Origin of the sequence: Cellulosimicrobium sp. NPDC057862 (assembly GCF_042797035.1) — a bacterium.
In the GTDB taxonomy this organism is placed as follows: Bacteria; Actinomycetota; Actinomycetes; order Actinomycetales; family Cellulomonadaceae; genus Cellulosimicrobium.
This window is the reverse complement of record NZ_JBHVMH010000002.1, coordinates 121,918-147,454: the sequence shown is the minus strand read 5'-3', so window position 1 is coordinate 147,454 and position 25,537 is coordinate 121,918. Positions and strand designations below refer to the sequence as shown.

General features: G+C 73.0%; 23 protein-coding genes. 9 read left to right on the top strand and 14 right to left on the bottom strand.

The annotated features are described in order from the left end of the window. Nucleotides 1–110: 110 nt before the first annotated feature. Entirely contained in the window at nucleotides 111–1,268 is a 1,158-nt protein-coding gene (locus ACFVN3_RS03360; RefSeq protein WP_378230563.1) for a hypothetical protein, read from the top strand. Nucleotides 1,269–2,031: 763 nt separating this feature from the next. Here the strand turns inward: ACFVN3_RS03360 and ACFVN3_RS03355 are convergent. Together ACFVN3_RS03355 and ACFVN3_RS03350 are read right to left on the bottom strand one after the other, a co-directional pair. Continuing rightward, a complete protein-coding gene (locus ACFVN3_RS03355; protein ID WP_378230561.1) occupies nucleotides 2,032–2,607 on the bottom strand; it encodes a HEAT repeat domain-containing protein in 576 nt (191 codons plus the stop codon). A gap of 71 nt (nucleotides 2,608–2,678) precedes the next feature. After that, nucleotides 2,679–3,365, bottom strand: coding sequence for a GntR family transcriptional regulator (locus ACFVN3_RS03350; protein WP_378230559.1), 687 nt, complete (start codon nucleotides 3,363–3,365; stop codon nucleotides 2,679–2,681). A 151-nt stretch (nucleotides 3,366–3,516) separates the two neighbouring features. On the opposite strand from ACFVN3_RS03350, the gene ACFVN3_RS03345 reads away from it, so the two are divergent. The 4 genes from ACFVN3_RS03345 to ACFVN3_RS03330 are packed head-to-tail and all read left to right on the top strand — an operon-like array spanning nucleotide 3,517 to nucleotide 8,079. After that, nucleotides 3,517–5,154, top strand: coding sequence for a hypothetical protein (locus ACFVN3_RS03345; RefSeq protein WP_378230557.1), 1,638 nt, complete (start codon nucleotides 3,517–3,519; stop codon nucleotides 5,152–5,154). Next, nucleotides 5,151–5,948 carry an SDR family NAD(P)-dependent oxidoreductase gene (locus ACFVN3_RS03340; RefSeq protein ID WP_378230555.1) on the top strand — a complete coding sequence of 266 codons (798 nt, stop codon included), beginning with the start codon at nucleotides 5,151–5,153 and terminating at the stop codon, nucleotides 5,946–5,948. Before ACFVN3_RS03345 ends, ACFVN3_RS03340 begins: the two co-directional genes overlap by 4 nt. Beyond that, nucleotides 5,945–7,231, top strand: coding sequence for an enolase C-terminal domain-like protein (locus ACFVN3_RS03335; protein WP_378230552.1), 1,287 nt, complete (start codon nucleotides 5,945–5,947; stop codon nucleotides 7,229–7,231). The genes ACFVN3_RS03340 and ACFVN3_RS03335 overlap by 4 nt, the downstream gene beginning before the upstream one ends. Nucleotides 7,232–7,263: 32 nt before the next feature. Continuing rightward, entirely contained in the window at nucleotides 7,264–8,079 is an 816-nt protein-coding gene (locus ACFVN3_RS03330; RefSeq protein WP_378230550.1) for an SDR family NAD(P)-dependent oxidoreductase, read from the top strand. Here ACFVN3_RS03330 and ACFVN3_RS03325 read toward each other — a convergent pair. The 5 genes from ACFVN3_RS03325 to ACFVN3_RS03305 form a co-directional block, all read right to left on the bottom strand. Further along, nucleotides 7,977–8,756: an NAD(P)H-dependent oxidoreductase gene (locus ACFVN3_RS03325; RefSeq protein WP_378230548.1), complete on the bottom strand. Its 780-nt coding sequence runs from the start codon at nucleotides 8,754–8,756 to the stop codon at nucleotides 7,977–7,979. The two genes, ACFVN3_RS03330 and ACFVN3_RS03325, sit on opposite strands and share 103 nt — an antisense overlap. A gap of 55 nt (nucleotides 8,757–8,811) precedes the next feature. After that, the gene (locus ACFVN3_RS03320; RefSeq protein ID WP_378230546.1) at nucleotides 8,812–9,336 is read right to left on the bottom strand and encodes a TetR/AcrR family transcriptional regulator; all 525 of its coding nucleotides are present in this window, start codon (nucleotides 9,334–9,336) and stop codon (nucleotides 8,812–8,814) included. Between the two features lie 109 nt (nucleotides 9,337–9,445). Continuing rightward, nucleotides 9,446–9,814, bottom strand: coding sequence for a hypothetical protein (locus ACFVN3_RS03315; protein ID WP_378230544.1), 369 nt, complete (start codon nucleotides 9,812–9,814; stop codon nucleotides 9,446–9,448). 24 nt (nucleotides 9,815–9,838) lie between these two features. Beyond that, nucleotides 9,839–10,171, bottom strand: coding sequence for a nuclear transport factor 2 family protein (locus tag ACFVN3_RS03310; protein WP_378230542.1), 333 nt, complete (start codon nucleotides 10,169–10,171; stop codon nucleotides 9,839–9,841). Nucleotides 10,172–10,269: 98 nt separating this feature from the next. Then, on the bottom strand, nucleotides 10,270–11,082 hold the full coding sequence (locus tag ACFVN3_RS03305) for an SDR family NAD(P)-dependent oxidoreductase (protein WP_378230540.1): 813 nt from the start codon (nucleotides 11,080–11,082) through the stop codon (nucleotides 10,270–10,272). Between the two features lie 70 nt (nucleotides 11,083–11,152). Between ACFVN3_RS03305 and ACFVN3_RS03300 the strand changes: the two genes are divergently transcribed. Continuing rightward, nucleotides 11,153–12,157, top strand: coding sequence for a C-terminal binding protein (locus tag ACFVN3_RS03300; RefSeq protein WP_378230538.1), 1,005 nt, complete (start codon nucleotides 11,153–11,155; stop codon nucleotides 12,155–12,157). Nucleotides 12,158–12,239: 82 nt separating this feature from the next. Beyond that, nucleotides 12,240–13,094, top strand: a complete 855-nt coding sequence (locus ACFVN3_RS03295; protein WP_378230536.1) for a fumarylacetoacetate hydrolase family protein — start codon at nucleotides 12,240–12,242, stop codon at nucleotides 13,092–13,094. A gap of 39 nt (nucleotides 13,095–13,133) precedes the next feature. Here ACFVN3_RS03295 and ACFVN3_RS03290 read toward each other — a convergent pair whose 3' ends face one another. Then, nucleotides 13,134–14,012 carry an SMP-30/gluconolactonase/LRE family protein gene (locus ACFVN3_RS03290; protein WP_378230534.1) on the bottom strand — a complete coding sequence of 293 codons (879 nt, stop codon included), beginning with the start codon at nucleotides 14,010–14,012 and terminating at the stop codon, nucleotides 13,134–13,136. A gap of 46 nt (nucleotides 14,013–14,058) precedes the next feature. Then, nucleotides 14,059–14,982 carry a S1C family serine protease gene (locus ACFVN3_RS03285; protein WP_378230532.1) on the bottom strand — a complete coding sequence of 308 codons (924 nt, stop codon included), beginning with the start codon at nucleotides 14,980–14,982 and terminating at the stop codon, nucleotides 14,059–14,061. A 241-nt stretch (nucleotides 14,983–15,223) separates the two neighbouring features. On the opposite strand from ACFVN3_RS03285, the gene trpS reads away from it, so the two are divergent. Beyond that, nucleotides 15,224–16,378, top strand: a complete 1,155-nt coding sequence (trpS, locus tag ACFVN3_RS03280) for a tryptophan--tRNA ligase (protein WP_378230530.1) — start codon at nucleotides 15,224–15,226, stop codon at nucleotides 16,376–16,378. Between the two features lie 106 nt (nucleotides 16,379–16,484). On the opposite strand, the gene ACFVN3_RS03275 is transcribed toward trpS, so the two are convergent. Next, nucleotides 16,485–18,425 (bottom strand): phosphoenolpyruvate carboxykinase (GTP), encoded by a 1,941-nt coding sequence (locus ACFVN3_RS03275; RefSeq protein ID WP_378230528.1) that lies wholly within the window; start codon nucleotides 18,423–18,425, stop codon nucleotides 16,485–16,487. 119 nt (nucleotides 18,426–18,544) lie between these two features. On the opposite strand from ACFVN3_RS03275, the gene ACFVN3_RS03270 reads away from it, so the two are divergent. Then, nucleotides 18,545–20,053: a helix-turn-helix domain-containing protein gene (locus ACFVN3_RS03270; protein ID WP_378230526.1), complete on the top strand. Its 1,509-nt coding sequence runs from the start codon at nucleotides 18,545–18,547 to the stop codon at nucleotides 20,051–20,053. Nucleotides 20,054–20,993: 940 nt separating this feature from the next. On the opposite strand, the gene ACFVN3_RS03265 is transcribed toward ACFVN3_RS03270, so the two are convergent. From ACFVN3_RS03265 to glpK, 4 genes are all read right to left on the bottom strand, one after another. After that, nucleotides 20,994–22,295, bottom strand: coding sequence for an alpha/beta fold hydrolase (locus ACFVN3_RS03265; protein ID WP_378231366.1), 1,302 nt, complete (start codon nucleotides 22,293–22,295; stop codon nucleotides 20,994–20,996). A gap of 19 nt (nucleotides 22,296–22,314) precedes the next feature. Then, complete coding sequence (locus tag ACFVN3_RS03260) at nucleotides 22,315–23,280, bottom strand: NAD(P)-dependent alcohol dehydrogenase (RefSeq protein ID WP_378230524.1); 966 nt, start codon at nucleotides 23,278–23,280, stop codon at nucleotides 22,315–22,317. A 66-nt stretch (nucleotides 23,281–23,346) separates the two neighbouring features. Then, entirely contained in the window at nucleotides 23,347–23,856 is a 510-nt protein-coding gene (locus ACFVN3_RS03255; protein ID WP_378230522.1) for a pyridoxamine 5'-phosphate oxidase family protein, read from the bottom strand. A 162-nt stretch (nucleotides 23,857–24,018) separates the two neighbouring features. Next, nucleotides 24,019–25,536: a glycerol kinase GlpK gene (gene glpK, locus ACFVN3_RS03250; RefSeq protein ID WP_378230519.1), complete on the bottom strand. Its 1,518-nt coding sequence runs from the start codon at nucleotides 25,534–25,536 to the stop codon at nucleotides 24,019–24,021. Between the last annotated feature and the right edge of the window lies 1 nt (nucleotide 25,537).

The following is a 25,537-nucleotide window of genomic DNA, read 5'->3' as shown; positions in this document are numbered from 1 at the left end:
TTGCTATCGTCGCAAGGACTAGTGGTACGGCAACGGAGCCGACCGCTCAAGAGGGGGAAGAGATGCATCAAGTACGAAGAGTTCTCACACTCACGCTGTCGCTCGGGTTATTGGCGACCACGGCCGGAGTTGCGGCTGCGTCCAGCACGGAACCCGAGGGCAGCTCAGGTGCCGCCAGCGTCGAGGACTATCTCGATGCGAACGAAGCACTGCGGCTCGATGCGCAGCAGCTCGCGAAGCAGACCGGACGATCCACCGAGGAAGTTCTACGGGAGCTCGAACTCGCGCCGAGAGTCCAGGACATGATCGAGGACGCCAAACAGCGCGCTGGTGATCGCTTCGCCGGCGCCTGGGTGGAACACAAGCCCGAATGGCAGCTGCACATCGCCGTCACGACCGGCGAGCCCGTCTCGTTGGGATCGCTAGCCCGATCGGCCGAGGTCCCGGTCGTCGTCGAGTACCGCGAAGGACCGTCTGAGAAGGAACTCGTCGAGGAGGCAAATCGCCTCGCCGTTTGGGCCACTGCCACCCCTGGAGTCGACGGCGTCGAAGCGAATACCCAGGGCCCGGAACTCATCGTCTACACCAACAATGAGTCACCATCGAGCGTCCAACGAACGGCACCGCCGCGTGTGAGCGGCGTGGATGTGAGATTTGTGAGCTCAGGCGAGCCCGCGAGGGACACATATACGTTGAGAGGGGGGGCCGGAGGTCGCACGTGCACTGTAGGATTCACCGCCACAGCGGGCCCTTCAAGTCACGGATATGTGACGGCCGGACACTGCAACAACACCCAGACGTGGTCGCCGGACATCGGGACGTATGTGGGGACCATGTCTCCTTCCACATTTGGCGGTGAGCTCCGGAACGCGAACGCAGACCTTCAGTATCACACAATCACTAACCCCCATGTGACGTCGAACACCTTCTTTGGCGGTTCCGACATCACCCCGACAATACGAAACGGCACGGGTACGGCCTTTGTGGGGCAAGGACTGTGCCATCGCGGGATGGTCACCTCGTCCTCGTGCGGTAACGTCACGAGCACAACCTTCGCTCCCACCTGGGAAAATGCGTGTAATGGAACCCCCTGCAATGCGGTATTCGTACGCGCAGACGGGGTGACGCTTGGCACCAGCGATGGAGACAGTGGTGGGCCCTGGTTCTCTGGGGCAGCCGCCTATGGCATTCACAAGGGAGGAAACGCCGGGTGGACCGTGTACACGCCAATCTCACAAATCGCATTTCTGGGGCTCACGTTGATGTGAAACGAGCACTCGGGCTGGTCATAGCGATTACCGCGGCTCTCACAAGCAGCGCCTGCGCCGCGCAAGAAACGTCGGCAACTCCTGCGAATGTTGCCCATTACACGCGAGAAGGACCCGGCGGAGATGCCGCCCTGCTACCCGGACGACTCGAATTGGTCGACGACTGTGTTTATGTAGTCGACGAAGCTACCGGGGAGCGGACCGTCCCAGCCTTTCCCAACGACTTGGACATTCGCTGGGAAGACGACGAACTCCTCGTCGGCTCCCGATCGTTCCCGCTCGATGAGGCCATCGAGCTCGGAGGGGGCGAAGGAGGGTCGGGAGCGGGCGTGTCTGTTCCGGAGGGTTGTGACCCCGGGGCGCTGTTGTTCATCGTGAACATGTAATCGAGGACTGCTCCAGCCGCCCGTGCCAGCCCGGACGATTGGTCTGGCATGGGTGCTGGGACAGCCTTGAAGGTGCGATGGCGAGCGGTGCCGCGCCGTGTTCGGATTTCCCTAGTTCAGACTCGGGCACACGTGCGTTTATTGACATAAGGGTTATTATCGGCGGTTGAGCGGTGCGGATTGTATCAGATGCAAGAACTCGTACCTCGCGGAGAATTCCGCGTCTGTGCATGTCAGGGGCTCGACGCCCTGTCGTGGCCGTCGCGAGGATCGCCCGGCTCTTGCCGCGTTGCTGCAGTTCACCGCAGGTTTCGTGCATCTGATGCAGGATTCCTCGGAGGGATGGTTGTGGCTGAGACTCCTGGGAGCTGTCGAATTCACCCGGTGGCTGGGGCAGGCTTCGTCGACCGCTCGAGCTGAGGCGACTCGAGTGATTCGATCTGGTGCAGGACGTGCAGCGCGGCGATCCGCTGGTACTCGAGGCCGGACTCCCAGGCAGCGACGGCACACCCCTCCGCAGCCGGTACGCCGAGCGCGCCGAGGGAGAGCAGCGCGCGCCTCCGGACGTACTCGTCGTCGTCGGTCAAGAGCGTCAGGAGCAGCGGGATCGCGTCAGCCCCGACGGCGGGGAGATAGGCCGCGATCTGCCACCGTGCGTCGGGCTCCGCCGACTCCGGCGCGGCGCAGACGTGCTCGGCGACGCCGGCCAGCGTCGCCGGGTGCTCGGAGAGCAGGTCTGCCAGGTCCTCGACCTCGTTGTCGCGCGCGAGGAGGTAGAGGAAGGAGGCCTTCTCTACGTCGCTCCATCGCGTGAAAGGGCGTTCGCCGACGAGGTCCCGGGCGCAGGCGTACGTCGCGGGCCACTCCTCGTAGTCCGTCTCCCACTCGCCGAAGTCCTGCGGATGCGTCTGTGTCCAGGTGGCGAACGTCTCGGCGGCACGCACGATGTCCATCGCGCGACCGTATGCGGGTCGGGCTCGTCCCGGCCAGAGCATTGGCAGGCCTGGACGTGCGAGGCGAACGGTCAGGCCCCGACGGCGGGCTCCGCCTCGTCCTCGGTGTGGCTCGCGAGGCGGGCCGCGGCCTCGCCGATGTGCTCGGCCATGACGCGCTGCGCCGCGGCGGGGTCGCCGCCCGCGATCGCGTCGACGATGAGCTCGTGGGTGCGGGCGTGCGCGACGCGCGCCTCGGGCTCGAGCGCGGCGTTCGCGGCGCGCAGGAACCCGGTGATGCGGCTGCGCAGCTGGGCGTTGAGCGTCATGAGCATGCGGTGGTCGGCCATCTCCCAGAGCTGCTCGTGGAAGCGCCGGTCGAGCTCGAAGACGCGCGCGTTGCTGCCCTTTTCCGCCGCCTGGACCATCTGCTGCACGGTCTTGCGCAGCCTCGCCTCCTTGGCGGGGTCCCACGCGTCCTGGACGCGCACGACGGCGAACTGCTCCAGCAGGGTGCGCAGGCTCGAGATCTCGTCGAGGTCGCGGCGCGTCAGCGCGGCGACGCGCGCGCCGCGGTGGGGAAGCCTCTCGACGAGGCCCTCCTGGGTGAGGCGCGTGAGGGCCTCGCGCACGGGGATGTGGCTCGTGCCGAGGCGCTCGGCGAGCTTGCGCTCGACGAGCCGCTCGCCCGGCGCGAGGTCGCCGCTGAAGATCGCCTCGCGCAGCTCGACCGTCACCCGGTCGGCGACGTTCTGGTCCGGCACGCTCTTGAGCGCCATGGCTTCTCCGTGGTGTCGTGGGGGGCGGCGGGCTCGGATCGTCGTCGGTCGGACGCCCCGAAGGATAGCGGCCACGGCGCCGTCCCTGGTCGGACGTATCGACCGAGCAACATGCTATAGCATCGGCACTCCCGAGCCCAGAGGAGGTGCGATGGTCGCCCTGCACACGCGGGCCCCCGTCCCCGCGTTCGTCGGCCTGGCGGGCGTCGCCGTCCGCGACGTGACGCCCGACCCGGGCATCCGGGCGCGCAACTGGGGCCCGGCCGACTGGGACGTCTCCGAGGGCGCGCACCGCGCCATGACGCTGACGGCGGTCGCGCTCGCGGAGGAGCGCACCTCCGCTGACGAGGCCGCCGACCCGCTCGTGCTCGTGACGGTCGACGGCACGTGGTGGCGCCGGGTCGACGACGAGGCGACGCTGCGCACGACCGTCCTCGAGGCGACCGGCCTGCCCGTCGAGCGCCTGCTCGTCTCGCTCTCCCACACCCATGCCGGGCCGGTCCTGTGCTCGGGCGACGCCGACCTCCCGGGCGGCGCCCGCGGCGTCGAGTACCTGCGCGACCTCGCGCGCGCCGCAGCCGACGCCGCGGCCGAGGCGGTCGCTGCGCTGCGGCCCGCGACCCTCGAGTGGACCACCGGCCGCTGCGGCCTCGCGTCCAACCGCGAGGCGCTGCTCGACGGCTGCACCGCGGGGGCGGCCGGGGCGACGGAAGGCTCGCCGCCCCGCCCGCTCGTCGGCTACAACCCCGACGCCGGCACGCCGCGCTCGCCCGGCGCCGACCTCGCGGACGACACGGTCGTCGTCGGGCGCCTCACGGCGCGCCCGGCGCACGACGCCGGGGAGACGTGGCCCGACGGCGCCGCGCCCGGCGGCGTACCCGTCACCCTCGCGACCATCGTCAACTACGCGTGCCACCCGACGACGCTCGCGTGGGAGAACCGGCTCGTCTCGCCCGACTACGTGGGCGCGATGCGCGACCTGGTCGAGCGCGAGACCGGCGCCCCCGTCGCGTTCCTCCAGGGCGCGTCGGGAGAGCTCGCCCCCCGCGAGCAGTACACGGGCGACACCGCGGTCGCGGACCGGCACGGCACGTCCCTCGGCCACGCGGTGCTCGCCGCGCTCGCGGAGCTCCCGCCGCCGGGCACGGAGCTCGAGCTGACCCACGTCGTCGAGTCCGGCGCGCCGCTCGCGGTCTGGGAGCCCGCGCCGTCGGCCGCGCTCCCCGGCAGCGGCACCGGTACTGACGCCCGACCGGACGCCCGCACGCTCGTCGCCGTCGGGGAGCCCGTCACGCTCGACCTGCGCGACCTCCCGACGTGGGACGAGCTCGAGGCCGAGTGGGCAGGCATCGACCCCCGCTCGCGCGAGGAGCGCCTGCGCCGCGCCCGCAACCTGCGCGACGGCTACGTCACCGGACCGACCGTGCCGCACCCCACGTGGGTGTGGCGCGTGGGCGAGGCGCTGCTCGTCGCGCACCCCGGCGAGGCGTACTCGCGGCTTCAGCGCACGGTGCGCGCCCACGCCGGGGCGCGGCCCGTCGTCGTCGCCAACCTCACCAACGGCCCCGGCTTCGTCTACCTGCCCACGCGCGAGGCGTACGACGTCGGCGCCTACCAGGCATGGCAGTCGCCGCTCGCGCCGGGCTCGCTCGAGCGCCTGGAGCGGCACGCGTGCAGCGTCGTCGACGACGTGCTCGCCGGCATCGCGGCCTGGCCCCCCGGCGCGGTCGCGCCACCGCACACCGCACCCGCGACATCGACCCGTCCCGTCCCCGAGGAGGACCAGTGACCAGCCCCGCCCCCGACGCCCCGCGCGTCCCGCTCGCCGTCGTCACCGGGGGAGCGGCCGGCATCGGCCGCGCCGTCGCCGAGCGCCTCGCGGCCGACGGGTTCCGCGTCGTGTGCGCGGACGTCGTGCAGCACGACCTGCCCGCGCTCGACCTCCACGCCGTGCCCGACGGTCCCGGGCTCGTGTGGGCCCCGCTCGACGTGACCGACCACGCCGCCGTGCGCGTCGCGTTCGACGACCTCGCGGACGCGTTCGGCGGGATCGACGCGCTCGTCAACAACGCGGGCATCCAGCGCCACCGCGCGCTCGAGGACCTCACGTGGGACGAGTGGTCGGCCGTCGTGGACGTCAACCTGCACGGCGTCTTCGCGTGCCTCCAGGCCGCGGGACGCCACATGCTCGCCGCGGGGCGGGGAGCCGTCGTCAACATCTCGTCCGTCTCGGCCCGCGGGTCCGCGGGGCGCGCGCCGTACTCCACGACCAAGGCCGCCGTCATCGGGCTCACCGCGACCGCGGGCGCCGAATGGGCCGCGCGCGGCGTGCGGGTGAACGCCGTCGCGCCGGGCTACATCGACACCGGCGTGTTCCGCCAGGGCGTAGCGCAGGGCACGCTCTCGGAGGAGACGATCCTCGCGCGCATCCCCGCGCGCCGGCTCGCGCAGCCGGAGGAGATCGGCAACGCGGTGAGCTGGCTCGTGTCCGACCAGGCCGCGTACATGGTCGGCCAGACCGTCTACGTCGACGGCGGGTTCCTCGTCGACTACGGCGTCCCGCTCGCCAAGAAGCCGGAGTGAGCGTGGCCGCCACGTCCGCGCGCGTCGTCGCCGTCCGCACCGCGACGACGGTCGTCCCGCTGCCGCAGCCGCTGCGCCTGGGCGCGATGACCGTCGAGCGCCGCGAGTACGTCGGCGTGCGGGTCGTCGCCGAGACCGACGACGGCCGGACGGTCGCGGGCGAGTCGTACGCGCTCACGCGCGAGGCGCCCATGGCCGAGCTCGTGGACCGCCTCGTCGCTCCGCACGTCGTGGGCCGCGAGGTCGTGGCGTCCGACGGTGTCACCGCGCGCGAGAGCGTCGGCGCCGCGTGGGACGCGGCCCTGCGCGGGTCCGCGATCGTCGGCCGCGTCGGCCTCGTGCGGCGCGCGATCGGCCTGGTCGACGTCGCGCTGTGGGACCTCGCGGGCCGGCTCGCCGGGCGTCCGGTGTGGTCCCTGCTCGACGACGGGGCGGACGTCTCCGGGGCCGTGCGCCCGGGGGCGGCGGAGGACCGGGAGGCGTCGCCCGGAACGGTCCCGGCGCCGCGGCCAGCGATCCTCGTCGCCGCGTACCCGACGCCGGGCCGCACCGCGCGCGACGTGGCGGACGAGGTGCTCGCGCACGCGCGCGTCGGGTGGCCGCTGCTGAAGATCTCGCGCTCGCCCGACCGCGCGCTGATGCGCGACCTGCTCGCGATCCTGCGCGCCGAGCTCCCCGACGTCACGGGCCGGCCGACCGTCGCGGGGCGCAGCGGCGTCGTCGTCGACGTGGGCTTCGGCTGGCGCGACGCGGACGAGGCGCTCGCGGACCTCGACGCGTGGGGCGTCACGGGCGCGGCGGGGCAGTCGGGGGAGGGCGGGCCCGCGCTCGCGTGGCTCGAGGACCCGCTGCTCCCCGAGGACGCGGTCGGCGCCGCGCGCGTGCGCGACGCGTCTGGGCTTCCGCTCTCGGTCGGCGACGAGGTGACCGACCCCGAGGTGTTCGCGCGCCTCGCGATGCTGGGCGCGCTCGACGTGCCGCGCGTCGACGTCGTCGCGATCGGCGGCATCACGGTCGCCGACCCGCTCGTGCGCGCGTGGGCCGCGCGCGGCATGGTGGTCTCCAGTCACGTGTATCCCGAGGTCAGCGTGCACCTGGGCGGGGCGGTGGGCATCGGCGTCGAGACGTTCGACCGCTCGCCCGCGGGCAACCCGTACGACCCCGCACCGCTGCTCGTGCGCGGCGGTCCGGTGTTCGACGGCGGTCACGCGACCCCGCCGGACGCGCCTGGCCTGGGCTTCACGCTCGACCCCGACCGTTTCGACCTGGAGGCACCCTCGTGACCGGACCCGCGGCAGGCCCCGTGAGCAGGCACGTGACGAGGCGCCGCAGCGTCGTCGTCACCGGCAGCGGCAAGGGCATCGGCCGCGCGGTAGCCGCGCGCCTCACCGCCGACGGGTGGACCGTCGTCGGGCTGGAGCGCACCCCCGGTTCGGGGACGGTCGAGGAGGGCGTGTGCGCCGCCGTCGTCCTGGGTGACTCGCGCGACCGCGAGACCCACCGCGAGGCCGCGCGCGCCGCGCGCGAGCTCGCCCCGCTGGCGGGGTGGGTCAACAACGCGGGCATCACCGTCCGCACGCCGCTGCACGCGCTCGCCGACCCGGAGCGTGCGGCGCAGGTCGAGCAGGACGCGCGCGACGTCGTCGAGATCAACGGCCTCGGCTACCTGTGGGGCTGCGCCGCCGCGGTCGAGGCGTTCACGGACCAGGTGAGCGGCGGGTCGATCGTCAACATCGGCTCGATCCACGGCCGCGCGGCGTTCGCCGACCACGCCGCCTACGAGCTGACCAAGGGCGGCATCGACGCGCTCGCACGGTCCGTCGCCGTGACCTACGGGCGGTACGGGATCCGTGCCAACACCGTCGCGCCGGGCGGGGTGCGCACCCCGCACCTCGACGCGCAGATCGCCCGCGCCGCCGACCCCGCCGCCGAGGAGCGCGCGCTCGCGGAGGGACCGCCGCTCGGGCGCATCGCCGAGTCCGCGGAGGTCGCCGCGCTCGTCGCGTTCCTGCTGTCCGACGAGGCGGGCTACGTGTCCGGCCAGTCGATCGCCGCCGACGGTGCCTGGACCGCGTCGTTCGGCAACCCGCCCCACGACCCCGACCTCGACGCGCGGTACGGCCTCACCTGACCTGCGGCCAGGACGCCGCGGCGGCGGAGGTGCTCGTCCTTCGCGCGGCGCGGGGTCCGGTCTGGTGCGGCGAAGGAGACACCGATCTCGCGTGCGCGGCGGAGCCCCGCGTCGCGGTTCGGCGCGTTGTGGTCGCCCTCGACGTCGTAGACGAGGTGGCTCTCCACGTCGTCCAGGCCGCAGTAGGCGAACGTGCCCACGTCGATCTGGGTGCGCATGGCGTCGTCGTACCCGTACTTCTCGTAGGTCCGCCGGGTGGACCCGCCCACGCCGAGCACGGCGGTCGGGACGCTGCGCAGGAGCGAGCTCAGCGGCTCCCGACCGCGGTCCTGGACCCCGCTCCCGTACTGGTAGGCCCAGCCGCCCGTGAAGACGCGCTCGATCCAGCCCTTCATGAGGGCGGGCATCCCCCACCAGTACACGGGGAAGACGAACGCGAGCCGGTCCGCCGCCTCGACCCGTGCGTGCATGTCGGCGATCTCCGGTGGCACCGGCCCGCCCCAGAAATGGGCGTGGTCCTCCGGCGTGAAGCGAGGGTCGAACCCCTCCTGGTGCAGGTCGAGGACGTCGACGTCGTGCCCGGCGGCACGGAACGGCTCGTGGAACGCCTCCATGACGGCCGCCGGGTAGGAGTCGGCGACCGGGTGGGCGAAGACGGTCAGGAGTCGTGAGGTCATGGGTGCATCCACCTCTCTCTCGGGGGTGCGGGCGGTGCGCCCGTCGCCACGCCGCTCAGCCGGCGAGGCGCACGAGCGTCGTCGCGGCGGCGTGGGCCGCGACGACCGCCCCGGCACCGCGGTAGGACGCGGCCGAGACGGCGCCTTCGAAGAGCACGAGGACCTGCTCGGCGAGCGGCTCGTCCTCGTGGCCGAGGTCGTCGACGACGGCCCGCCGGACGAGGGCGACGAGCCGGTCGCGGTAGTCCGCGACGGCCGTGACGACGCCGGGGACGTCCCCGCCGGTCTCGGCCAGCGCGCGCAGGAACAGGCAGCCACGGGCGCCCTCTGAGGCGGTCCACGCCGCGAGGGTCGAGAACAGCGCGTCCACGCCTCGGACGTCGAACGCCGCGAAGAACCTCTCGGCTCGAGCGCTCAGGACCGCCGCGACGAGGCCGTCCTTGCTGCCCAGGTGCTTGTACAGCGTCCGGGAGGAGACGCCTGCCTCCTGCGTGAGCCGGTCCATCCCCGTCGCGGCGAAGCCGTGCCGGTCGAAGGCCCGCTCGGAGCTCAGGACGATGCTCGCCCGCGTCGTGCTCATCGCTCCAACGTACAACGATCGTTTTACTTTTGCGACCCGTCGCGGAGTGACGCGCGACGCGCGACCCGAGCGGGACGGCGGCGAGGCACGCGAGCGTCGTGATCGCTCGTCATCGGACGGGCGGGTCGACGGCGCCGCGTGCTGGTGACGGGTGTCGGTAGTCCCGCGGGAGAGGCTCCCACGGGCCCCACCCGTCGTCGTCGTATCGGCAGCGGAACCACCGCTCGTCGTCGTCGGCGAGCTCGCCGGGGACCCTGGGCGGCGGATCCGTCGGCGTCCAGCGGCCCTGGATGTGCTTCTTGTGGAACCCGGCCTCGCGGATGCGACGTCGCGCGTGGTCAGCGTCCGCCGCGCGACACAGGTACAGGCCGGTCCAGGAGTCGGCCCCGGCGTCGAGCACGGAGACGCCGTACACCCCGGCGCCGTCCGGGCGGTGTCGCGCCCTGATCTCGGCGCGTGTCGGTCGCGACCTGGTCATGCCCAGGAGTCTGCCAGCGCGGCGTCAGCCCTTGACCATGCTCGCGCGGGTGATGAGGCCGTCGCGGACCTCGAACGTCGCGATGGTCTCGCCGGTGCCGTTCGACGTCGTGACGAGCTCGCGCGCGACGAGCCAGCGGTCGCCGAACGTCACGGACGCGTCGATCACGCAGTGCAGCGCGGCGTCCTCGAACCGGCTCGCGTAGAACGCGCGCAGGGCGTCGCTACCGACGATGGGCTCGGGCGTCACGCCGCTGACGACGGCGTCGGGCGCGTAGGTCGCGCAGAACGCGTCGAGGTCGCGGACGTTGAAGGCGTCGACCTGGGCGGTGACGACGGCGGACGGAGTGGTGGTCACGGGACTGCCTCCTCGGCAGGGGGGGACGGGGAACGCTCGGCCTCGCGCGGTGGCCGAGCCGGGGAGCGGGTGCCGCGTGCCGCGGCGCGCCCGGAGCGTCAGTCGATCCGGACGCCGCCGTTGACGTCGTACGTCGCGCCCGTGACGAACCCGGCGCGCGGGGAGGCGAGCGACGCGACGACCCACGCGACGTCGTCGGGCGTGCCGAAGTCCCCGAGGGGGATGGACGCGGTGAGCCCGGCGCGGGCGTCGGGGGCGAGCTGGTCGGTGATCGCGCTCGTCACGGGGCCCGGCGTCACGGCGTTCACGCGGATGCCCTCGCTCGCGAGGATGCGCGCGAACGAGCGCGTGATGGCGAGGATCGCGGCCTTGCTCGCGGCGTAGTGGACGCCGGTCTTGAGCGCGCCCTGCTCGCCCGCGATGGACGAGAGGTTGACGATCGCGCGGTCGCGGGCGACCCGCTCGTCGGGCGTGACCGTGGCGCCGGTGGGCGACGGACGACCCGCCCGCAGCAGCGGGAGCGCGGCGCGCGACAGCACGAACGTGCCGCGCGCGTTGGTCTCCATCACCAGGTCCCACTCGTCGAGCTCGATGTCGTCGAGCGCGCGGTAGGGGCACACGCCGCCGTTGTTGACGAGCACGTCGAGGCGTCCCCACGCGTCGGTCACCTCGGCGACGAGCGCCTCGACGGAGGCGGTGTCGCGCAGGTCGAGGCGCGAGGCGCGCGTCGCGGCACCCTCGTCCTCGCACCGGGCCGCGGTGGCGCGCGCGCCGGCCTCGCCGCCGGTGTACGTGAGCCAGACGTCGTGCCCGTCGCGCGCGAGCTGGAGGGCGGTGGCGGCGCCGATGCCGGAGCTGGCGCCGGTGACGAGGGCGAGTCGGCGGCGCGCGCCGCCCGGGGCAAGGGTCATGAGCCCACGCTATAGCATCCGACCGGCCCGAGGGTTGGTCGGGGGTGCTATTTGCTATAGCATTCATCGCATGACAGCCGACACCGTCGTCATCACCGACTGCGACCTGCCCGGGACCGCGTGCGAGGACACCCTGACCGCCGCGGGCCTGCGGGCCGTGCGCGCCGCGGCGCGCACCGAGGACGAGGTGATCGCCGCCGTCGAGCAGGCCGCCGCGGACGGGCCCGCGCCCTCCGCGCTCGTCGTCCAGTGGGCCCCGATCACCGCGCGGGTGCTCGACGCCGTCGCCGGGCCGGGCGGGGTGCGCATGGTCTCCCGCATGGGCATCGGCTACGACATGGTCGACGTCGCCGCCGCCACCGAGCGCGGCGTCGCCGTCGCGAACACCCCGACCTACTGCATCGAGGAGGTCGCGAGCCACACGGTCGCGATGATCCTCACGCTCGACCGCGGCCTCGTCGCCTACGACCGCGCGCTGCGCGCCGGCACGTGGGCCCCGACGGCGCAGCACGCGGCGCGCCTGTCGAGCACCGTCGTCGCGGTGATCGGGTACGGGCGCATCGGCTCCGAGGTCGCGCGCTCCGCCCGGGCGCTCGGCTACCACGTGCTCGTGCACGACCCGTTCGTCGACGCGCAGGCCGTCGCCGCCGACGGCCACGAGATCGTCGGGCTCGACGAGGCCGTCGCGCGCGCCGACGTCATCACGCTCCACGCGCCGCTCACCGACACGACCCGCCACCTGCTCGACGCCCGCACCCTCGCGGCCGCGAAGCCCGGCGTGCGCGTGGTCAACACGTGCCGCGGGCCGCTGATCGACGAGGACGCGCTCGCCGACGCGCTCGCGTCCGGCCACGTCGGCTCCGCCGCGCTCGACGTCTACGCGACCGAGCCGCTGCCCGCGGACTCGCGCCTGCGCACGCTCGACAACGTGCTGCTCACCCCGCACGCGGCGTGGTTCTCGCCCGAGGCGATGCAGGACCTCCCCGTGCACACCGCGCGCAACGCCGTCGACTTCCTTGCGGGCCGCCCCGTGGCGTCGATCGTGAACCCGGACCACGCGCGCGCCCTCGCCTGAGAACGCACACACTGCTCTCGCCGCGGCGTCCGCAGCACGCCGCGGTCGGCCCGCCCGCCCCAGAGACCTAGGAGACCCACCCGTGCAGCTCGTCCGACTCGGCCCCCTCGGCCAGGAGCGTCCCGCCGTCCGCGAGGACGGGGTCGTCTACTCGCTCGAACCGCTCACCGCCGAGATCGACGGCGCGTTCCTCGCGGCCGACGGCCTCGGCCGGGTCCGCGCGGCGCTCGCCGCGGGTGCGCTGCCCGTGCTCGACGGCGCGGACGACCTGCGCGTCGGCGCACCGGTCGCGCGGCCCACGGCCGTGGTGTGCGTCGGGATGAACTACGCCGAGCACGCCGCCGAGTCCGGCTCGACGCCGCCTGAGGTCCCGATCGTCTTCTGGAAGCACTCGAACACCGTCGTCGGCCCGTACGACGACGTCCTCGTGCCGCCCGGCGCGACGACCGTCGACTGGGAGGTCGAGCTCGGCGTCGTGATCGGACGCCGGGCGCGCTACCTGTCGTCGCCCGAGGAGGCGCTGGACCACGTCGCGGGCTACGTCCTGTCGCACGACGTCTCCGAGCGCGACTACCAGATGAAGGTCTCCGGCGGTCAGTGGTCCAAGGGCAAGAGCTGCGAGACGTTCAACCCGCTCGGCCCGTGGCTCGTCCCCGCCGACGAGGTGGAGGCCCAGAACCTCGGGCTCCGGTCCTGGGTCAACGGCGAGCCTCGCCAGGACTCGACGACGGCCGACATGATCTTCGACGTCGCGTACCTCGTGCACCACCTGTCGCAGTACATGGTCCTCGAGCCCGGCGACCTCATCAACACCGGCACGCCCCAGGGCGTCGCGCTCTCGGGCCGCTTCCCGTACCTGCGCGACGGCGACGTCGTCGCGCTGGAGATCGACGGCCTGGGCCGCGCGGAGCAGCGCGTGCGCGACGCCGTGCGCTGAGCCTCGACGGCCGCCTGCCCGCGCCCGGCCCCCTCCCGCTCAGCCGGCGAAGGGGAGCGTGGGCAGGCCGCGCACCCCGGGTCGCGCGACGAACAGCGACCCCGACGCGGCCTCGTCCGGGTCGGGCGTCCCGAAGCCCTGGCGCGACGTCGTGACGTACAGCTCGTCGAGCCCGTCGCCGCCGAACGTGCACGCGCTGACCTGCGACACCGGGAGCGGGACGACGGCGTCGAGCGTGCCGTCGGGGGAGTAGCGGCGGACGGCGGCGCCGCCCCAGAGCGCGACCCAGACGCCCCCCTCGGCGTCGACGGCGATCCCGTCGGGCAGGCCGTCGGACGGGTCGACCGTGACGAACGGGCGCCGCCGCACGAGCCCTAACGGGTCCTCCTCCGCGCGCACGACGTCGAGGACGTCGACGCGGTGCGTGAGCGAGTCCGTCCAGTAGGCGCGCGACCCGTCGGGGGAGAAGGCGAGCCCGTTCGCGCACGTCACGTCCTCGACGACGACGCGCGACGTCCCGTCCGCCTCGACGCGGAACAGCGCGCTCGCGCCCGGGCGCGCGCCGTCGGCCATGCCGCCCGCGTAGAAGGCGCCGTCGGGACCGGCCGCACCCTCGTTGAGGCGGGTCGTCGGGTCGTCGAAGAGCGCCGGGAGGGGTCGCACGGGGGAGTCGTCCGAGTCCGCGACCGCGAGCCCGCGTGCGAGCCCGACGACGAACCCGCCGCGCGTCCGCGGGCGCACCACGGCCGCGTGGTCGCCCACGTGGAGGCGCTCGACCGTGCCGTCGGCACGGAGCGTGAGCAGGTCGCCCGCGAGCATGTCGAGCCAGCGCAGCCCGCCCCACGACGGCGACCAGACAGGTCCCTCCCCGTGGTGCGCGACGGGTCCGGTGACGTTCTCCACGGCGATTGGGGGCACCGGACCATCCTCCCCGACGCGCGCGTTCGGTGCGGACGCCGAGGGCTCACGACCGCCCGAGCTCGACCGGTTCCGTGACCACGTCCACCATCGCCTCGCCCCGCAGCACCGTGATCTCGAGGCGACGCCCGATCGCCTCGTCGAGCATGAGGCGCTGGAGAGACTGTGCCTCGACCGTGTCGGTGCCGCCCGCTCGGATCATCAGGTCGCCGACGCGCAGCCCGGCCGTGTCGGCGGGGCTCCCGGGGACGACGTGGACCACGCGGAGCGCCCGGTCGTGGCCCGTGCGCGCGGCGAGGTCGGGCGCGACGGCGACCGGCTGGCTCGCGACCCCCAGGTACGCGCGCCGCACCCGCCCGTCCCGCACGAGCGCGTCGACGATGCGCCGGCTCGTCGCGTTCATGGGGACCGCCAGCCCGAGCCCGACGCCCGCGACCGCCGTGCTGATGCCGACGACGCGCGCGTCGGCGGTCGCGAGCGCGCCGCCCGAGCTGCCCGGGTTGAGCGCGGCGTCGGTCTGGATCACGTCCTCGACGATCCGCGCCGCCGTCCCGTCCCGCGTCGGCAGCGAGCGCCCCAGCGCGCTCACGACGCCGGCGGTCACCGTCCCCGAGAGGCCGAGCGGGCTCCCGATCGCCACGACGAGCTGCCCGACCACCAGCTCGTCCGCGTCGCCCAGCGACACCGGGTCCGGTGTCTCTCCCCGGGCGCGCACGACCGCCAGGTCCGAGAGCGAGTCCGTGCCGACGACGTCGAAGGCACGCGTGGTGCCGTCCGAGAACGCGGCGGTGCCGCCCGCCGCGGGACCGACCACGTGAGCGTTCGTGAGCAGCAGCCCGTCGGGTGTCATCACCACGGCCGAGCCGCCTGCCTCGCGCGCCCCGTGCCGCAGCCGTAGCGCCGCGACGGCCGGCATGACGCGGGCCGCGACGCCCGAGACGGTCCGCGAGTAGTCGTCGAGAGGTCCCATGTCGGGTCAACGCCGGATGCGGACGAGGCCGTCCGGCGTTCACCGTCGGCGGACGGGCCGCCGCCCGCCGAGGCGTAGGGTGGGCGCATGATCACGCAGAGCTGGTGGTGGCTGCCCCCGCAGCCGTGACCAGTCCTGCCCACGTCCCGAGCTGCGCGCCGCAGCCGGGACGTCGTCATGTCCGGGCCGGTCAGGTCCTCGACCGGGCGTGGTGCGTGGCTCCCCACCGAAGGAGAGCCCCATGACCACCACCCTCGCCCCGACCGAGGCGACCCTCCCCGTCGCCGCCGCCGCGGCGTCGGCCACGCCGTCGCCCGCCCTGCCGGCCTCGACGGCGTCCGTCGCGACCGCCCGCGAGCGGTCCGCGCAGATCGAGGCCCGCCTCGCGACCGACCCGTCAGGGTTCCGCGTCCTCACCGGCGACCGCCCCACCGGCGCGCTGCACCTCGGCCACTACCTCGGCACGCTCGCCAACCGCGTGCGGCTGCAGGACGACGGCGTCGAGGTCGTGCTCGTCGTCGCCGACTACCAGGTCATCACCGACCGCGACGACGCCGGCGACCTGCCCGCGACCGTGCGGGAGGTCGTCCTCGACTACCTCGCGGCGGGGATCGACCCCGCGCGCACGGCGATCTTCACGCACTCCGCGGTGCCCGCGCTCAACCAGCTCCTGCTGCCGTTCCTCAGCCTCGTCACGACGGCCGAGATCGAGCGCAACCCGACGGTGAAGGCCGAGGCGGTCGCCGCCGCGGCCCGGCAGGGTCGGCCCATGAGCGGCCTGCTGTTCACCTACCCCGTGCACCAGGCGGCGGACATCCTGTTCTGCCACGGCAACCTCGTGCCCGGCGGGCAGGACCAGCTCCCGCACGTCGAGCTCACGCGCACGATCGCGCGCCGCTTCAACCAGCGCTACGCCGCCGCGCAGCCGTACTTCCCCGAGCCCGACGTGCTGCTCGCGCCCGCGCCGACCGTCCTCGGCACGGACGGACGCAAGATGAGCAAGTCCGCGGGCAACGCGCTCGAGCTGCGCGACGACGAGGACGCGACCGCGCGCTTCGTCCGCCGCCACCGCACCGACTCCCAACGGCACGTCACCTACGAGCCCGAGCGCCGGCCGGAGGTCGCGAACCTCCTCACGCTCGGCGCGTTCGCGGCCGGGACGACACCGGAGGCGCTCGCGGACGAGGTCGGCGCGGCGGGCGCGGGCCGGCTCAAGCACGTGGTGACCGAGGCGCTCGTCGAGCACCTGCGGCCGCTGCGCGCGCGGCGGCGGGCACTCGCCGCCGGCGACGGCCCCGACCCGCTCGACGTGCTCCGGGAGGGCAACGCGCGGGCCGATGCGATCGCGGACCGCACCCTCGCCGAGGTGCGCGACCTCATGGGCACGTCGTACTGACGCCAGCCCGTCCTGCCGGACGATGCGCTCCGGCTCGAGTGCTGCGTGGGGGAGCGCAGTGCTCGAGCCGGAACGCATCGTCCGGGCGACGTCCGGTGGGCCGGGGTTACGCGCCGAGGCGGTCGCGCAGGCGTGCGAGCTGCGCCCAGAGCTCGTCGGGCACGCGGTTGCCGAACGTGTCGAAGAACTCGGCGGTCAGCTCGGCCTCGGCGAGCCACTGCTCGGGCGAGACGTCGAACAGCGCGTCGAGGTCGCCGTCGTCCATGTGGAGGCCACCGAGCTCGAGCGCACCGGGGGCGGGGAGCAGGCCGACGGGGCTCTTGACGGCACCGCAGTCGGTGCGCACGCCGCGCGAGCGGTCCACCTGCGCCGCGATCCAGGCGATGACGCGCGAGTTCTCGCCGAAGCCGGGCCACAGGAAGCGGCCGTCGGCGTCCTTGCGGAACCAGTTGACCTGGAAGATCTTCGGGCGCTTGTCGGGGTCGAGCGACGCCCCGACGCGCAGCCAGTGCGCCCAGTGGTCGGCCATGTTGTAGCCGCAGAACGGCAGCATCGCGAAGGGGTCGCGGCGCAGGGCACCCACGGTGCCCTCGGCGGCGGCGGTCTGCTCGGAGGAGATCGTCGCGCCCATGAACACGCCGTGCTCCCAGCCGTACGCCTGCGTGACGAGCGGCACGTTGGTCGCGCGGCGGCCGCCGAAGACGATCGCGTCGATCGGGACGCCGTCGGGGTCCTCCCACGAGTCGGCGATCGTGGGGCACTGCGCGGCGGAGACCGTGAACCGCGAGTTGGGGTGCGCGGCGGGGCGACCGGAGTCGGGCGTCCAGTCCTGGCCGGTCCAGTCGACGAGGTGCGCGGGCGGCTCGGGCGTCAGGCCCTCCCACCACACGTCGCCGTCGTCGGTGAGCGCGACGTTCGTGAAGATCGTGTCGCGCGCGAACGTCTCGACGGCGGCGGGGTTGGTGTCGACGCCGGTCCCCGGTGCGACGCCGAAGAAGCCCGCCTCGGGGTTGATGGCGCGCAGGCGACCGTCGGGGCCGCGGCGCAGCCACGCGATGTCGTCACCGATGGTCTCGACCGACCAGCCCGGGATCGTGGGGCGCAGCATCGCGAGGTTGGTCTTGCCGCACGCGGACGGGAAGGCCGCGGCGAGGTGGTAGGCCCGGCCCTCGGGCGACGTCGCGCGGATGAGCAGCATGTGCTCGGCGAGCCAGCCCTCGTCGCGCGCCATGGCGGACGCGATGCGCAGCGCGAAGCACTTCTTGCCGAGCAGGGCGTTGCCGCCGTACCCGGAGCCGTACGACCAGATCTCGCGCGTCTCGGGGAAGTGGACGACGTACTTGGTGTCGTTGCACGGCCACGGGACGTCCTCGGAGACCGCGCCTGTGTCGTCCACCAGGGGCGCGCCCACCGAGTGGACAGCCGGGACGAACGGGGCGCCGGCGTCGATCAGGTCCATGACCTCCTGGCCGACGCGCGTCATGATCCCCATGCTCACGACGACGTACGGCGAGTCCGTGACCTCGATGCCCACCTGGGAGATGGGGCCGCCGACCGGTCCCATCGAGAACGGCACGACGTACATCGTGCGGCCGCGCATGGAGCCCTCGAACACGCTGCGGAGCTCGGCGCGCATCGCCTCGGGCTCGCGCCAGTTGTTCGTCGGGCCGGCGTCGACCTCGGCGCGCGAGCAGATGAACGTGCGCGACTCGACGCGCGCGACGTCGCTCGGGTCGGACCGCGCGAGGTAGCTGCCCGGGCGCAGCTCGGGGTCGAGGGGAAGGAGCGTCCCGCTGTCGACGAGGAGGTCGGTGAGTCGCTGCTTCTCCTCCGCGGAGCCGTCGCACCACACGATCGCGTCCGGCTCGGTGAGGTTCGCGATCTCCCGCACCCACGCGCGAGCGTCGCGAGGGCGCGGGTCGTCGCTCCCGAACGCGGAGGCCGAGCCGGTCGCGGCGCGCAGCGCGACGAGGTCGGTCTCGACGTCGTCGAGCAGGGCGGCGGACCGCGTGCGGCGCGGGTGGACGGTGCGGGCGGCTGTGCTCATCGGGGGCGCTCCCAGGGGTCGGCGGTGGCCTCGTGCTCCCTCCACCCTCACGCCGCAGAGGGCGGGATTTCCAACCAGAACGCTGTGAAGAATCGTCGATCTTGACATATCGTCAAGCCATGGCCCCGTCACCGTCCCTGGAGACCCCCGGCAGCCGACCCGGCGGCCGCGCCGGAGAGTCGACGCCGCCCGGGTCCCAGGCGGACCTCCTCACGCTCGGCCGCCGTCTGCGCCACGTCCGCACGACCCGCGGCCTCACGCTCGACGCGCTCGGCGAGGCGGTCGGCACCGCCCCGAGCCTGCTGTCGATGATCGAGAACGGGCGCCGCGAGCCGCGGCTGTCGCTCCTCCAGCACCTCGCCCAGGCGCTCGACGTGCCGCTGACCGACCTGCTCGCCGACGAGCCGCCGTCGCGCCGGGCCGCCCTGGAGATCGCGCTGGACCGGGCGCAGCGCGGGCCGCTCTTCGCGGGACTGGGCCTGCCCGCCGTGAAGGCGAGCCAGAAGCTCCCGCTCCCCGTGCTGGAGAACCTCGTCGGGCTCCACGCCGAGCTCCAGCGGCGCGCGACCGAGGCGATCGCGACGCCGGAGGAGGCGCGGCGCGCCAACACCGAGCTGCGCCTGGAGCGTCAGGCGCGCGACAACTACTACCCGGAGATCGAGGAGCTCGCCGAGGAGATGGCGCGCAAGGCCGGGTACACGGTCGGCGCGCTGACGCACCGCACGGTCGCGCGCATGGCCGAGCAGCTCGGCTTCACCATCTGGCACGTCGACGACCTGCCGCACTCGACCCGCACCGTCACCGACCTCGAGAACGGGCGCATCTACCTCCCGCCCGCGTCCATCCCCGGCGGGCACGGCCTGCGCTCGCTCGCTCTCCAGGCGATCGCGCACCGCGTCCTCGGGCACGAGCGGCCGCGCTCGTACGCGGAGTTCCTGCGCCAGCGCGTCGAGATCACCTACTTCGCGGCGTGCTGCCTCATCCCGCAGTCCGCCGCCGTCGAGTTCCTCGAGCGGCGCAAGCGCGAGAAGGACCTCGCGGTCGAGGACCTCCGCGACGCGTTCGGCGTGACGCACGAGGCCGCGGCGCAGCGCTTCACCAACCTCGCGACCGTGCACCTCGGCATCCCGCTGCACTTCCTGCGGGTCGGCGACGACGGCGCCCTGTTCCGCGGCTACGAGAACGACGGCCTGCCGCTGCCCGCCGACGTGACCGGCGCGATCGAGGGCCAGATGGTCTGCCGCAAGTGGGCCGTCCGGGAGGCGTTCACGCGCCGCGACCGCGCGCAGGAGTCGTACCAGTACACCGACACGCCCGCCGGGACGTTCTGGTGCTCGACCCAGACGGGCACGACGACGACCGGGCAGTTCTCGATCGCCGTCGGCGTGCCGTTCGCGTCGGCCAAGTGGTTCCGCGGCCGCGACACGACCGTGCGGCGCCAGTCGTCGTGCCCGGACGAGTCGTGCTGCCGCCGCCCCGCGGCCGACGCGGCGACGCGCTGGGAGGACGCGTCCTGGCCGAGCGCCCGCATGCACCAGCACGTGCTCTCCGCGCTCCCGTCCGGAGCCTTCCCGGGCGTCGACGCCACGGAGGTCTACGCGTTCCTCGCCAAGCACGCCCCGAGCTAGCGCTTGCGGTGGATCCCTACGAGAGACTACGGCCATGGAATGCGAGTTTGAGGAGAAGTCTTACGAGGTCAGGTTCAATGGAGAACTCGGTGACGCTATGGCTCCGGGGCAGGTGGCGGAGGCTGTCCTAGGCTTCGATGCGCTCTCACACCCGCTGGCGACAGACATCGTCTGGAAGTTGCTGGGAGTCCCGGTGGCGTCGACGGGAGTTATCTTGGGGCCAGAACATTGGGCTGGAGCCCCACAATCGCCCAACGCGAAGATGCTCTTTCCGGACCTCGTTTCAAGCCTGGTCCTCCAGTACAAGAGGCCAGAGCGAATGGTGCGGAGTTCTGCTGCGCAGTGGGATAGTTGGGGGTCTCCGTATTACCGCTTCTCAGTCGCCGGCGCGCAGCAGGAAGTGCTACAGGTCCTGGAAAGACACCTCGGACGACTTGCGGCCGTTCGCTATACATCGCCCTCATTTCATACGCGCACGGCGTTGGTTGCGCACAGCGCGGCGCGAAGTGTGATCGCAAATTCCACCTTCGTGGCTCCCGCTCGACTGAGAGGGCACGCGATGTGGACGTACCGTTCGCCGGGAAGCGCTGGAATTGCCCATTCCGAGCCGGAAGAATTGCGCGCTGAAGACGCGGAGGATATTGCGCTTTCCCTAATGTCTCTCGGAGGGCAACAAATCGACGAACATCTAGAGCGCGTCGCGGCCGTGCTTGAAATCATCGAGGGAGACGGGGCTATCCGAGAGTCCGTCGAGAGAGGTCTGTGGCTCGGGGATGCTCGGCGAGCGAGCCGCGCTGCGAGTCGCGCAGATTCGCGCATTGCGCGATGCCTTCGCGAGAATCGGTGTCGGCTGGTCGCTCATACTCCACGAGCGTACTCGTTTCTTCCCCAGCGGTTCTTGAGATTGGTGCAGACTTGATCGAGTGAAGCGCCGTCATCCTCAATTGGGCAGAGGCCCGCCGCGCGCAGCGAGGCGGTCGCGCAGGCGGGAGAAGACGTCGCCGGTGCGCAGGCCGTCGTGCTCGAACTCGTTCGTCACCCACGTCCGGACGTTGCCCACGTGCGCGGCGGTCTCGAGCGACAGGCCGGCGTCGACGAACATGTCGTCGAAGTACACCGCCGCCTCGACGGGCACCTCGTTGCGGGCGAGGACGTCGAGGTCGTACAGGTCCGGCCAGTCGTCGCGCGCCGCGAGCGCCTCGGCCGCGGCGCGGAAGGGACGCAGCGCCGCGACCTCGTCGAACATCCAGGGGTAGATCATCTCGCCGGTGAGCAGCAACGGCCTCGACGCGGGGTCGAAGGCGGGTGCCTCCGCCCGGACCGACTCGGCCGCCCACGCCGTCGGACCGGTGCCGGACTGCGCGTAGATCGACTCGTGCAGGACGGCGTAGAGCGGGTTGGTGCGGAACGACGTCGCCGCCGCGACCTCTGCGAGGAACGTGTCGGTGAGCTCGTCGGGCGAGTCGGCGTCGAACGCCTCGTCGACGACCCAGTGGATGCGCTCCGGGCCGGGCTGCATGCCGAGGTCCATGCCGAGCGTCTGGAGCCGCCGCACGGTGAGCGCGTCGCCGTCGGGCAGCCGCACGTCGCCGGCGGCCACGCGGTCCGCGACGCGTCCGAGCCGGGCCGTGTCGTCGGGGTAGCGCTCGCGGTAGGCGGCGTTCTTCGCGACCACGCGGGGCTGGGTGCGGCGGTAGACCTCGTGCGCGTCCGCCGTGAGGCCCGGCAGGCCGCCCGTCACGAAGCACGCGTCGAGGGCCTCGGGCGCCCGGGACAGGTACGTCATGGTGAGGAACCCGCCGTACGACTGCCCGAGCGAGGACCAGCGCCGGCCGCGGTAGACGGTGCGCCGCACGTGCTCAGCGTCCGCGACGATCGAATCCGCGCGGAAGTGCGCCAGGTGGTCGGCCTGGGCGGCGCCCGTCCCGCGCGCGGCGAGCGCAGCGCCCCGCACGGCCGACGACCGGCCGGTGCCGCGCTGGTCGAGCAGCACGACGCGGTGGGTCTCGAGCGCCGCGCCGACCCAGCCGTCGGGACCGGTGGGGCGCGGCCCCTTGCCGCCGGGGCCACCCTGGAGGAAGACGAGCAGCGGCAGGTCGTCCCGACGCCGCAGGGGATCGACGAGCTCGCGCACGAACAGCGTCAGGCGGCGGGGATCGGCGTCGTCTCCCCAGACGAGCGGCACCGCGAGCTCGCGGTCGGTGACGTGGATGCCGGGGACGGTGTAGCTGGTCTCGCGCAGGACGCTCACACGCACCACCCTAGCCAGCGGCGTCGCGCACGGTGACGACGACCTTCCCCAGGGCGCGCCCCTCGCCGTGCAGCGAGAGCGCGGCGGGCACGTCCGCGAAGGGGAACGTGCGGTCCACGTGGATCTCGACGTCGCCCGCGGCGCACAGGTCGGCGAGCGGTGCGAAGTGGCGCGGGCCCTGCCGCACGAAGAGCACGCCGAGCCGGGCGCCGGTCAGCGCTCCCAGGGCGGGCCCGACGGTGAGCATGCGGAGCAGCGTCCGCAGCGTGCCCCCGACCATCAGGCACCGACCGCTGCGGGCGAGCGCGCGACGGTAGGCGAACACCGACCGGTGCGCGACGAGGTCGACCACCAGGTCGTACGGGCCGGTCCGCGTGAAGTCGGTCCGTCGGTAGTCGATCACCTCGTGCGCGCCCAGCCGCCTGAGGAAGTCGAGCTTGCCCGCGTTGTCCACCCCGGTGACGTGCAGACCCCGCGCGACCGCGAGCTGGACCATGAGGCTCCCGGAGCCGCCGCCGGCGCCGTTGACCAGCACGCGAGCCCCCGGCGCCGCCGGCGCGAGGGCCTGCAGCGCGATGGCGCCCGCCTGCGGGATCGTGGACGCCTGGGCGAAGGTCAGCCCCGGCGGCTTGTGCGCCACCGCCTTCTCCGGCATCACCACGTACTCCGCGAACCCGCCGCGGCGCGGGAGGTTGTCGCCGTAGACCTCGTCACCCGGACGGAAGCGCGTGACGCCGTCCCCGACCGCTACGACGCGACCGGCGACGTCGGACCCGAGGACCTGGGTGCGCGGCGCGCGCAGCCCGTCGAGGCGCGCGTAGCCAGGGCTGCCGCGCAGCGTCTCCCAGTCCGACAGGTTCACGGACGTCGCGACGACCTCGACGAGGACCTCGCCGCTCGCCGGGGCAGGGGTCGGCACGTCACGGAGCCGGAGCTCGTCGACGCCGCCGTACCGCTCGTAGACCCACGCGCGCACCCGACCACCGTAGGGAATCGGCGGGGCGAGAGCGACCCCGGCGACGCAGTCGGCGGCGCAGAGCCCTCAGAGCTCGACGGTCTCGTTCTCCCCGCCCTCGTACGGACGCCCGGTGACCTTCGCCTTGACGAGGCTGAAGAGCGTCGCGACGCGGCCGCCGGGGGAGTCCCAGTACTCGGCGGACTCGGCGTGCAGCCGGATGAGCACGACCCCCGGGGTGTCCGGGCCGTCGGGGAACCACGCGTCGGCGACGGCGTTCCACAGCTCGCGGACCTTGTCCGGGTCGTGCACGAGCGTGGCGCGCCCGGAGAGCGACACCCACGAGCTATTCCCGGAGAACGCGGCGTTGGCGGCGGAGTCGCGGGCGATCTCCGCGACCTTGTGGGAGTCCGTCGCGGCGAAGAACCACAGGTCGCCGTCGAAGTCGACGGCCTGCACGCCCATCGGCCGGCTGACGAGGCTCCCGTCCTCCGCGACGGTCGTGAGCATGGCGATCCGCTCGTCCTTGACGAGCTCGCGGACCTTCTCGACCTCGTCGGACCCGGCGTGCGGCAGCTCGTGGTGCGTGTCGGTCATGGCGTCTCCCGTCGTGGCAGGCCGCCGTGTCGCGACCTCCTCCGACGCTAGGCAGGTGCCCGGTGGCTCGCCCGCCGGGCCGGGGACGACGAAGGGGCGGGGCGCACCTGGCGCCCCGCCCCTCCGCACGTGCCGCGTCCCGCGAGGGAGGCGACGACGGGTCTACTGCTCGACGTCCTCGTCCACCCACTCGAACGTCTTGGTCACGGCCTTCTTCCAGTTCCGGTAGAGGCGCTCTCGCTCGGAGCCCTCCATCGACGGGCTCCAGCGCTTGTCCTCGGCCCAGTTGTCGATGACGTCCTGCTCGCCCTTCCAGAACCCGACGGCGATACCCGCGGCGTACGCGGCACCGAGCGCGGTGGTCTCGGCGACCTTGGGGCGCACGACGTCGACGCCGAGCTGGTCGGCCTGGAACTGCATGAGCAGCTCGTTGGCGACCATGCCGCCGTCGACGCGCAGCTCGGTGAGGTCGACGCCGGAGTCGGCGTTCATCGCGTCGAGCACCTCGCGCGTCTGGTACGCGGTCGCCTCGAGCGCGGCGCGCGCGATGTGGTTGCGGTTGACGTACCGCGTGAGGCCGACGAGCGCGCCGCGCGCGTCGGAGCGCCAGTAGGGGGCGAAGAGGCCGGAGAAGGCGGGCACGAAGTACGCGCCGCCGTTGTCCTCGACCTTTCCGGCGAGCCACTCGACGTCGGGCGCGTCCTCGAACATGCCGAGGTTGTCGCGGAGCCACTGGATGAGCGAGCCCGTGACGGCGATCGAGCCCTCGAGCGCGTAGCGGACGGGCTGGTCGCCGATCTTGTAGCAGACGGTCGTGAGCAGGCCGTTCTGGCTCATGACCTTCTCGGTGCCCGTGTTGAGCAGCATGAAGTTGCCCGTGCCGTAGGTGTTCTTGGCCTGCCCGACCTCGAAGCACGCCTGGCCGAACGTCGCCGCCTGCTGGTCGCCGAGGATGCCCGCGATCGGCACGCCGGGGAGCAGGCCCTGCTGGCGGCCGTGCCCGTAGACCTCGGAGGAGGACTTGATCTCGGGGAGCATGGACAGCGGGATGCCCATGTCCGCGGCGATGTCCTCGCGCCAGGAGAGCGTGTCGAGGTCCATGAGCATGGTGCGCGACGCGTTGGTCACGTCGGTGACGTGCACGCCGCCGTTGACGCCGCCGGTGAGGTTCCAGAGCGTCCACGTGTCGGTGTTGCCGAACAGCAGGTCACCGGCCTCGGCCTTCGCGCGCGCGCCCTCGACGTTGTCGAGGATCCACTTGACCTTGGGACCCGAGAAGTAGGTCGCGAGCGGGAGCCCGACGATCGACTTGTACTTCTCGGGGCCGTCGGAACCGCCCAGCTCCTCGACGATCTTCTGGGTGCGCGTGTCCTGCCAGACGATCGCGTTGTAGACCGGCTTGCCCGTGGTCTTGTCCCACACGACGGCGGTCTCGCGCTGGTTGGTGATGCCGACCGCCGCGATGTCGTTGTGCGTGACGTTGGCGCGGGTGAGCGCGAGGCCCACGGCCTCGCGGACGTTGTTCCAGATCTGCTCCGGGTTGTGCTCCACCCACCCTGCGCGCGGGAAGATCTGGTCGTGCTCGAGCTGCCCGGTGGAGACGATCTCCCCGGAGTGGTTGAAGACGATGGCCCGGGAGCTCGTGGTCCCCTGGTCGATGGCGAGAACGTAGTCGGCCATG

Bases quoted from the DNA above. Each gene is read 5' to 3' on its own strand.
- ACFVN3_RS03355 (WP_378230561.1), bottom strand. From the start codon at position 2,607: ATGGACATCGTGCGTGCCGCCGAGACGTTCGCCACCTGGACACAGACG.
- ACFVN3_RS03350 (WP_378230559.1), bottom strand. From the start codon at position 3,365: ATGGCGCTCAAGAGCGTGCCGGACCAGAACGTCGCCGACCGGGTGACG.
- ACFVN3_RS03345 (WP_378230557.1), top strand. From the start codon at position 3,517: ATGGTCGCCCTGCACACGCGGGCCCCCGTCCCCGCGTTCGTCGGCCTG.
- ACFVN3_RS03325 (WP_378230548.1), bottom strand. From the start codon at position 8,756: ATGACCTCACGACTCCTGACCGTCTTCGCCCACCCGGTCGCCGACTCC.
- ACFVN3_RS03320 (WP_378230546.1), bottom strand. From the start codon at position 9,336: ATGAGCACGACGCGGGCGAGCATCGTCCTGAGCTCCGAGCGGGCCTTC.
- ACFVN3_RS03315 (WP_378230544.1), bottom strand. From the start codon at position 9,814: ATGACCAGGTCGCGACCGACACGCGCCGAGATCAGGGCGCGACACCGC.
- ACFVN3_RS03305 (WP_378230540.1), bottom strand. From the start codon at position 11,082: ATGACCCTTGCCCCGGGCGGCGCGCGCCGCCGACTCGCCCTCGTCACC.
- ACFVN3_RS03300 (WP_378230538.1), top strand. From the start codon at position 11,153: ATGACAGCCGACACCGTCGTCATCACCGACTGCGACCTGCCCGGGACC.
- ACFVN3_RS03285 (WP_378230532.1), bottom strand. From the start codon at position 14,982: ATGGGACCTCTCGACGACTACTCGCGGACCGTCTCGGGCGTCGCGGCC.
- trpS (WP_378230530.1), top strand. From the start codon at position 15,224: ATGACCACCACCCTCGCCCCGACCGAGGCGACCCTCCCCGTCGCCGCC.
- ACFVN3_RS03275 (WP_378230528.1), bottom strand. From the start codon at position 18,425: ATGAGCACAGCCGCCCGCACCGTCCACCCGCGCCGCACGCGGTCCGCC.
- ACFVN3_RS03270 (WP_378230526.1), top strand. From the start codon at position 18,545: ATGGCCCCGTCACCGTCCCTGGAGACCCCCGGCAGCCGACCCGGCGGC.
- ACFVN3_RS03255 (WP_378230522.1), bottom strand. From the start codon at position 23,856: ATGACCGACACGCACCACGAGCTGCCGCACGCCGGGTCCGACGAGGTC.
- glpK (WP_378230519.1), bottom strand. From the start codon at position 25,536: ATGGCCGACTACGTTCTCGCCATCGACCAGGGGACCACGAGCTCCCGG.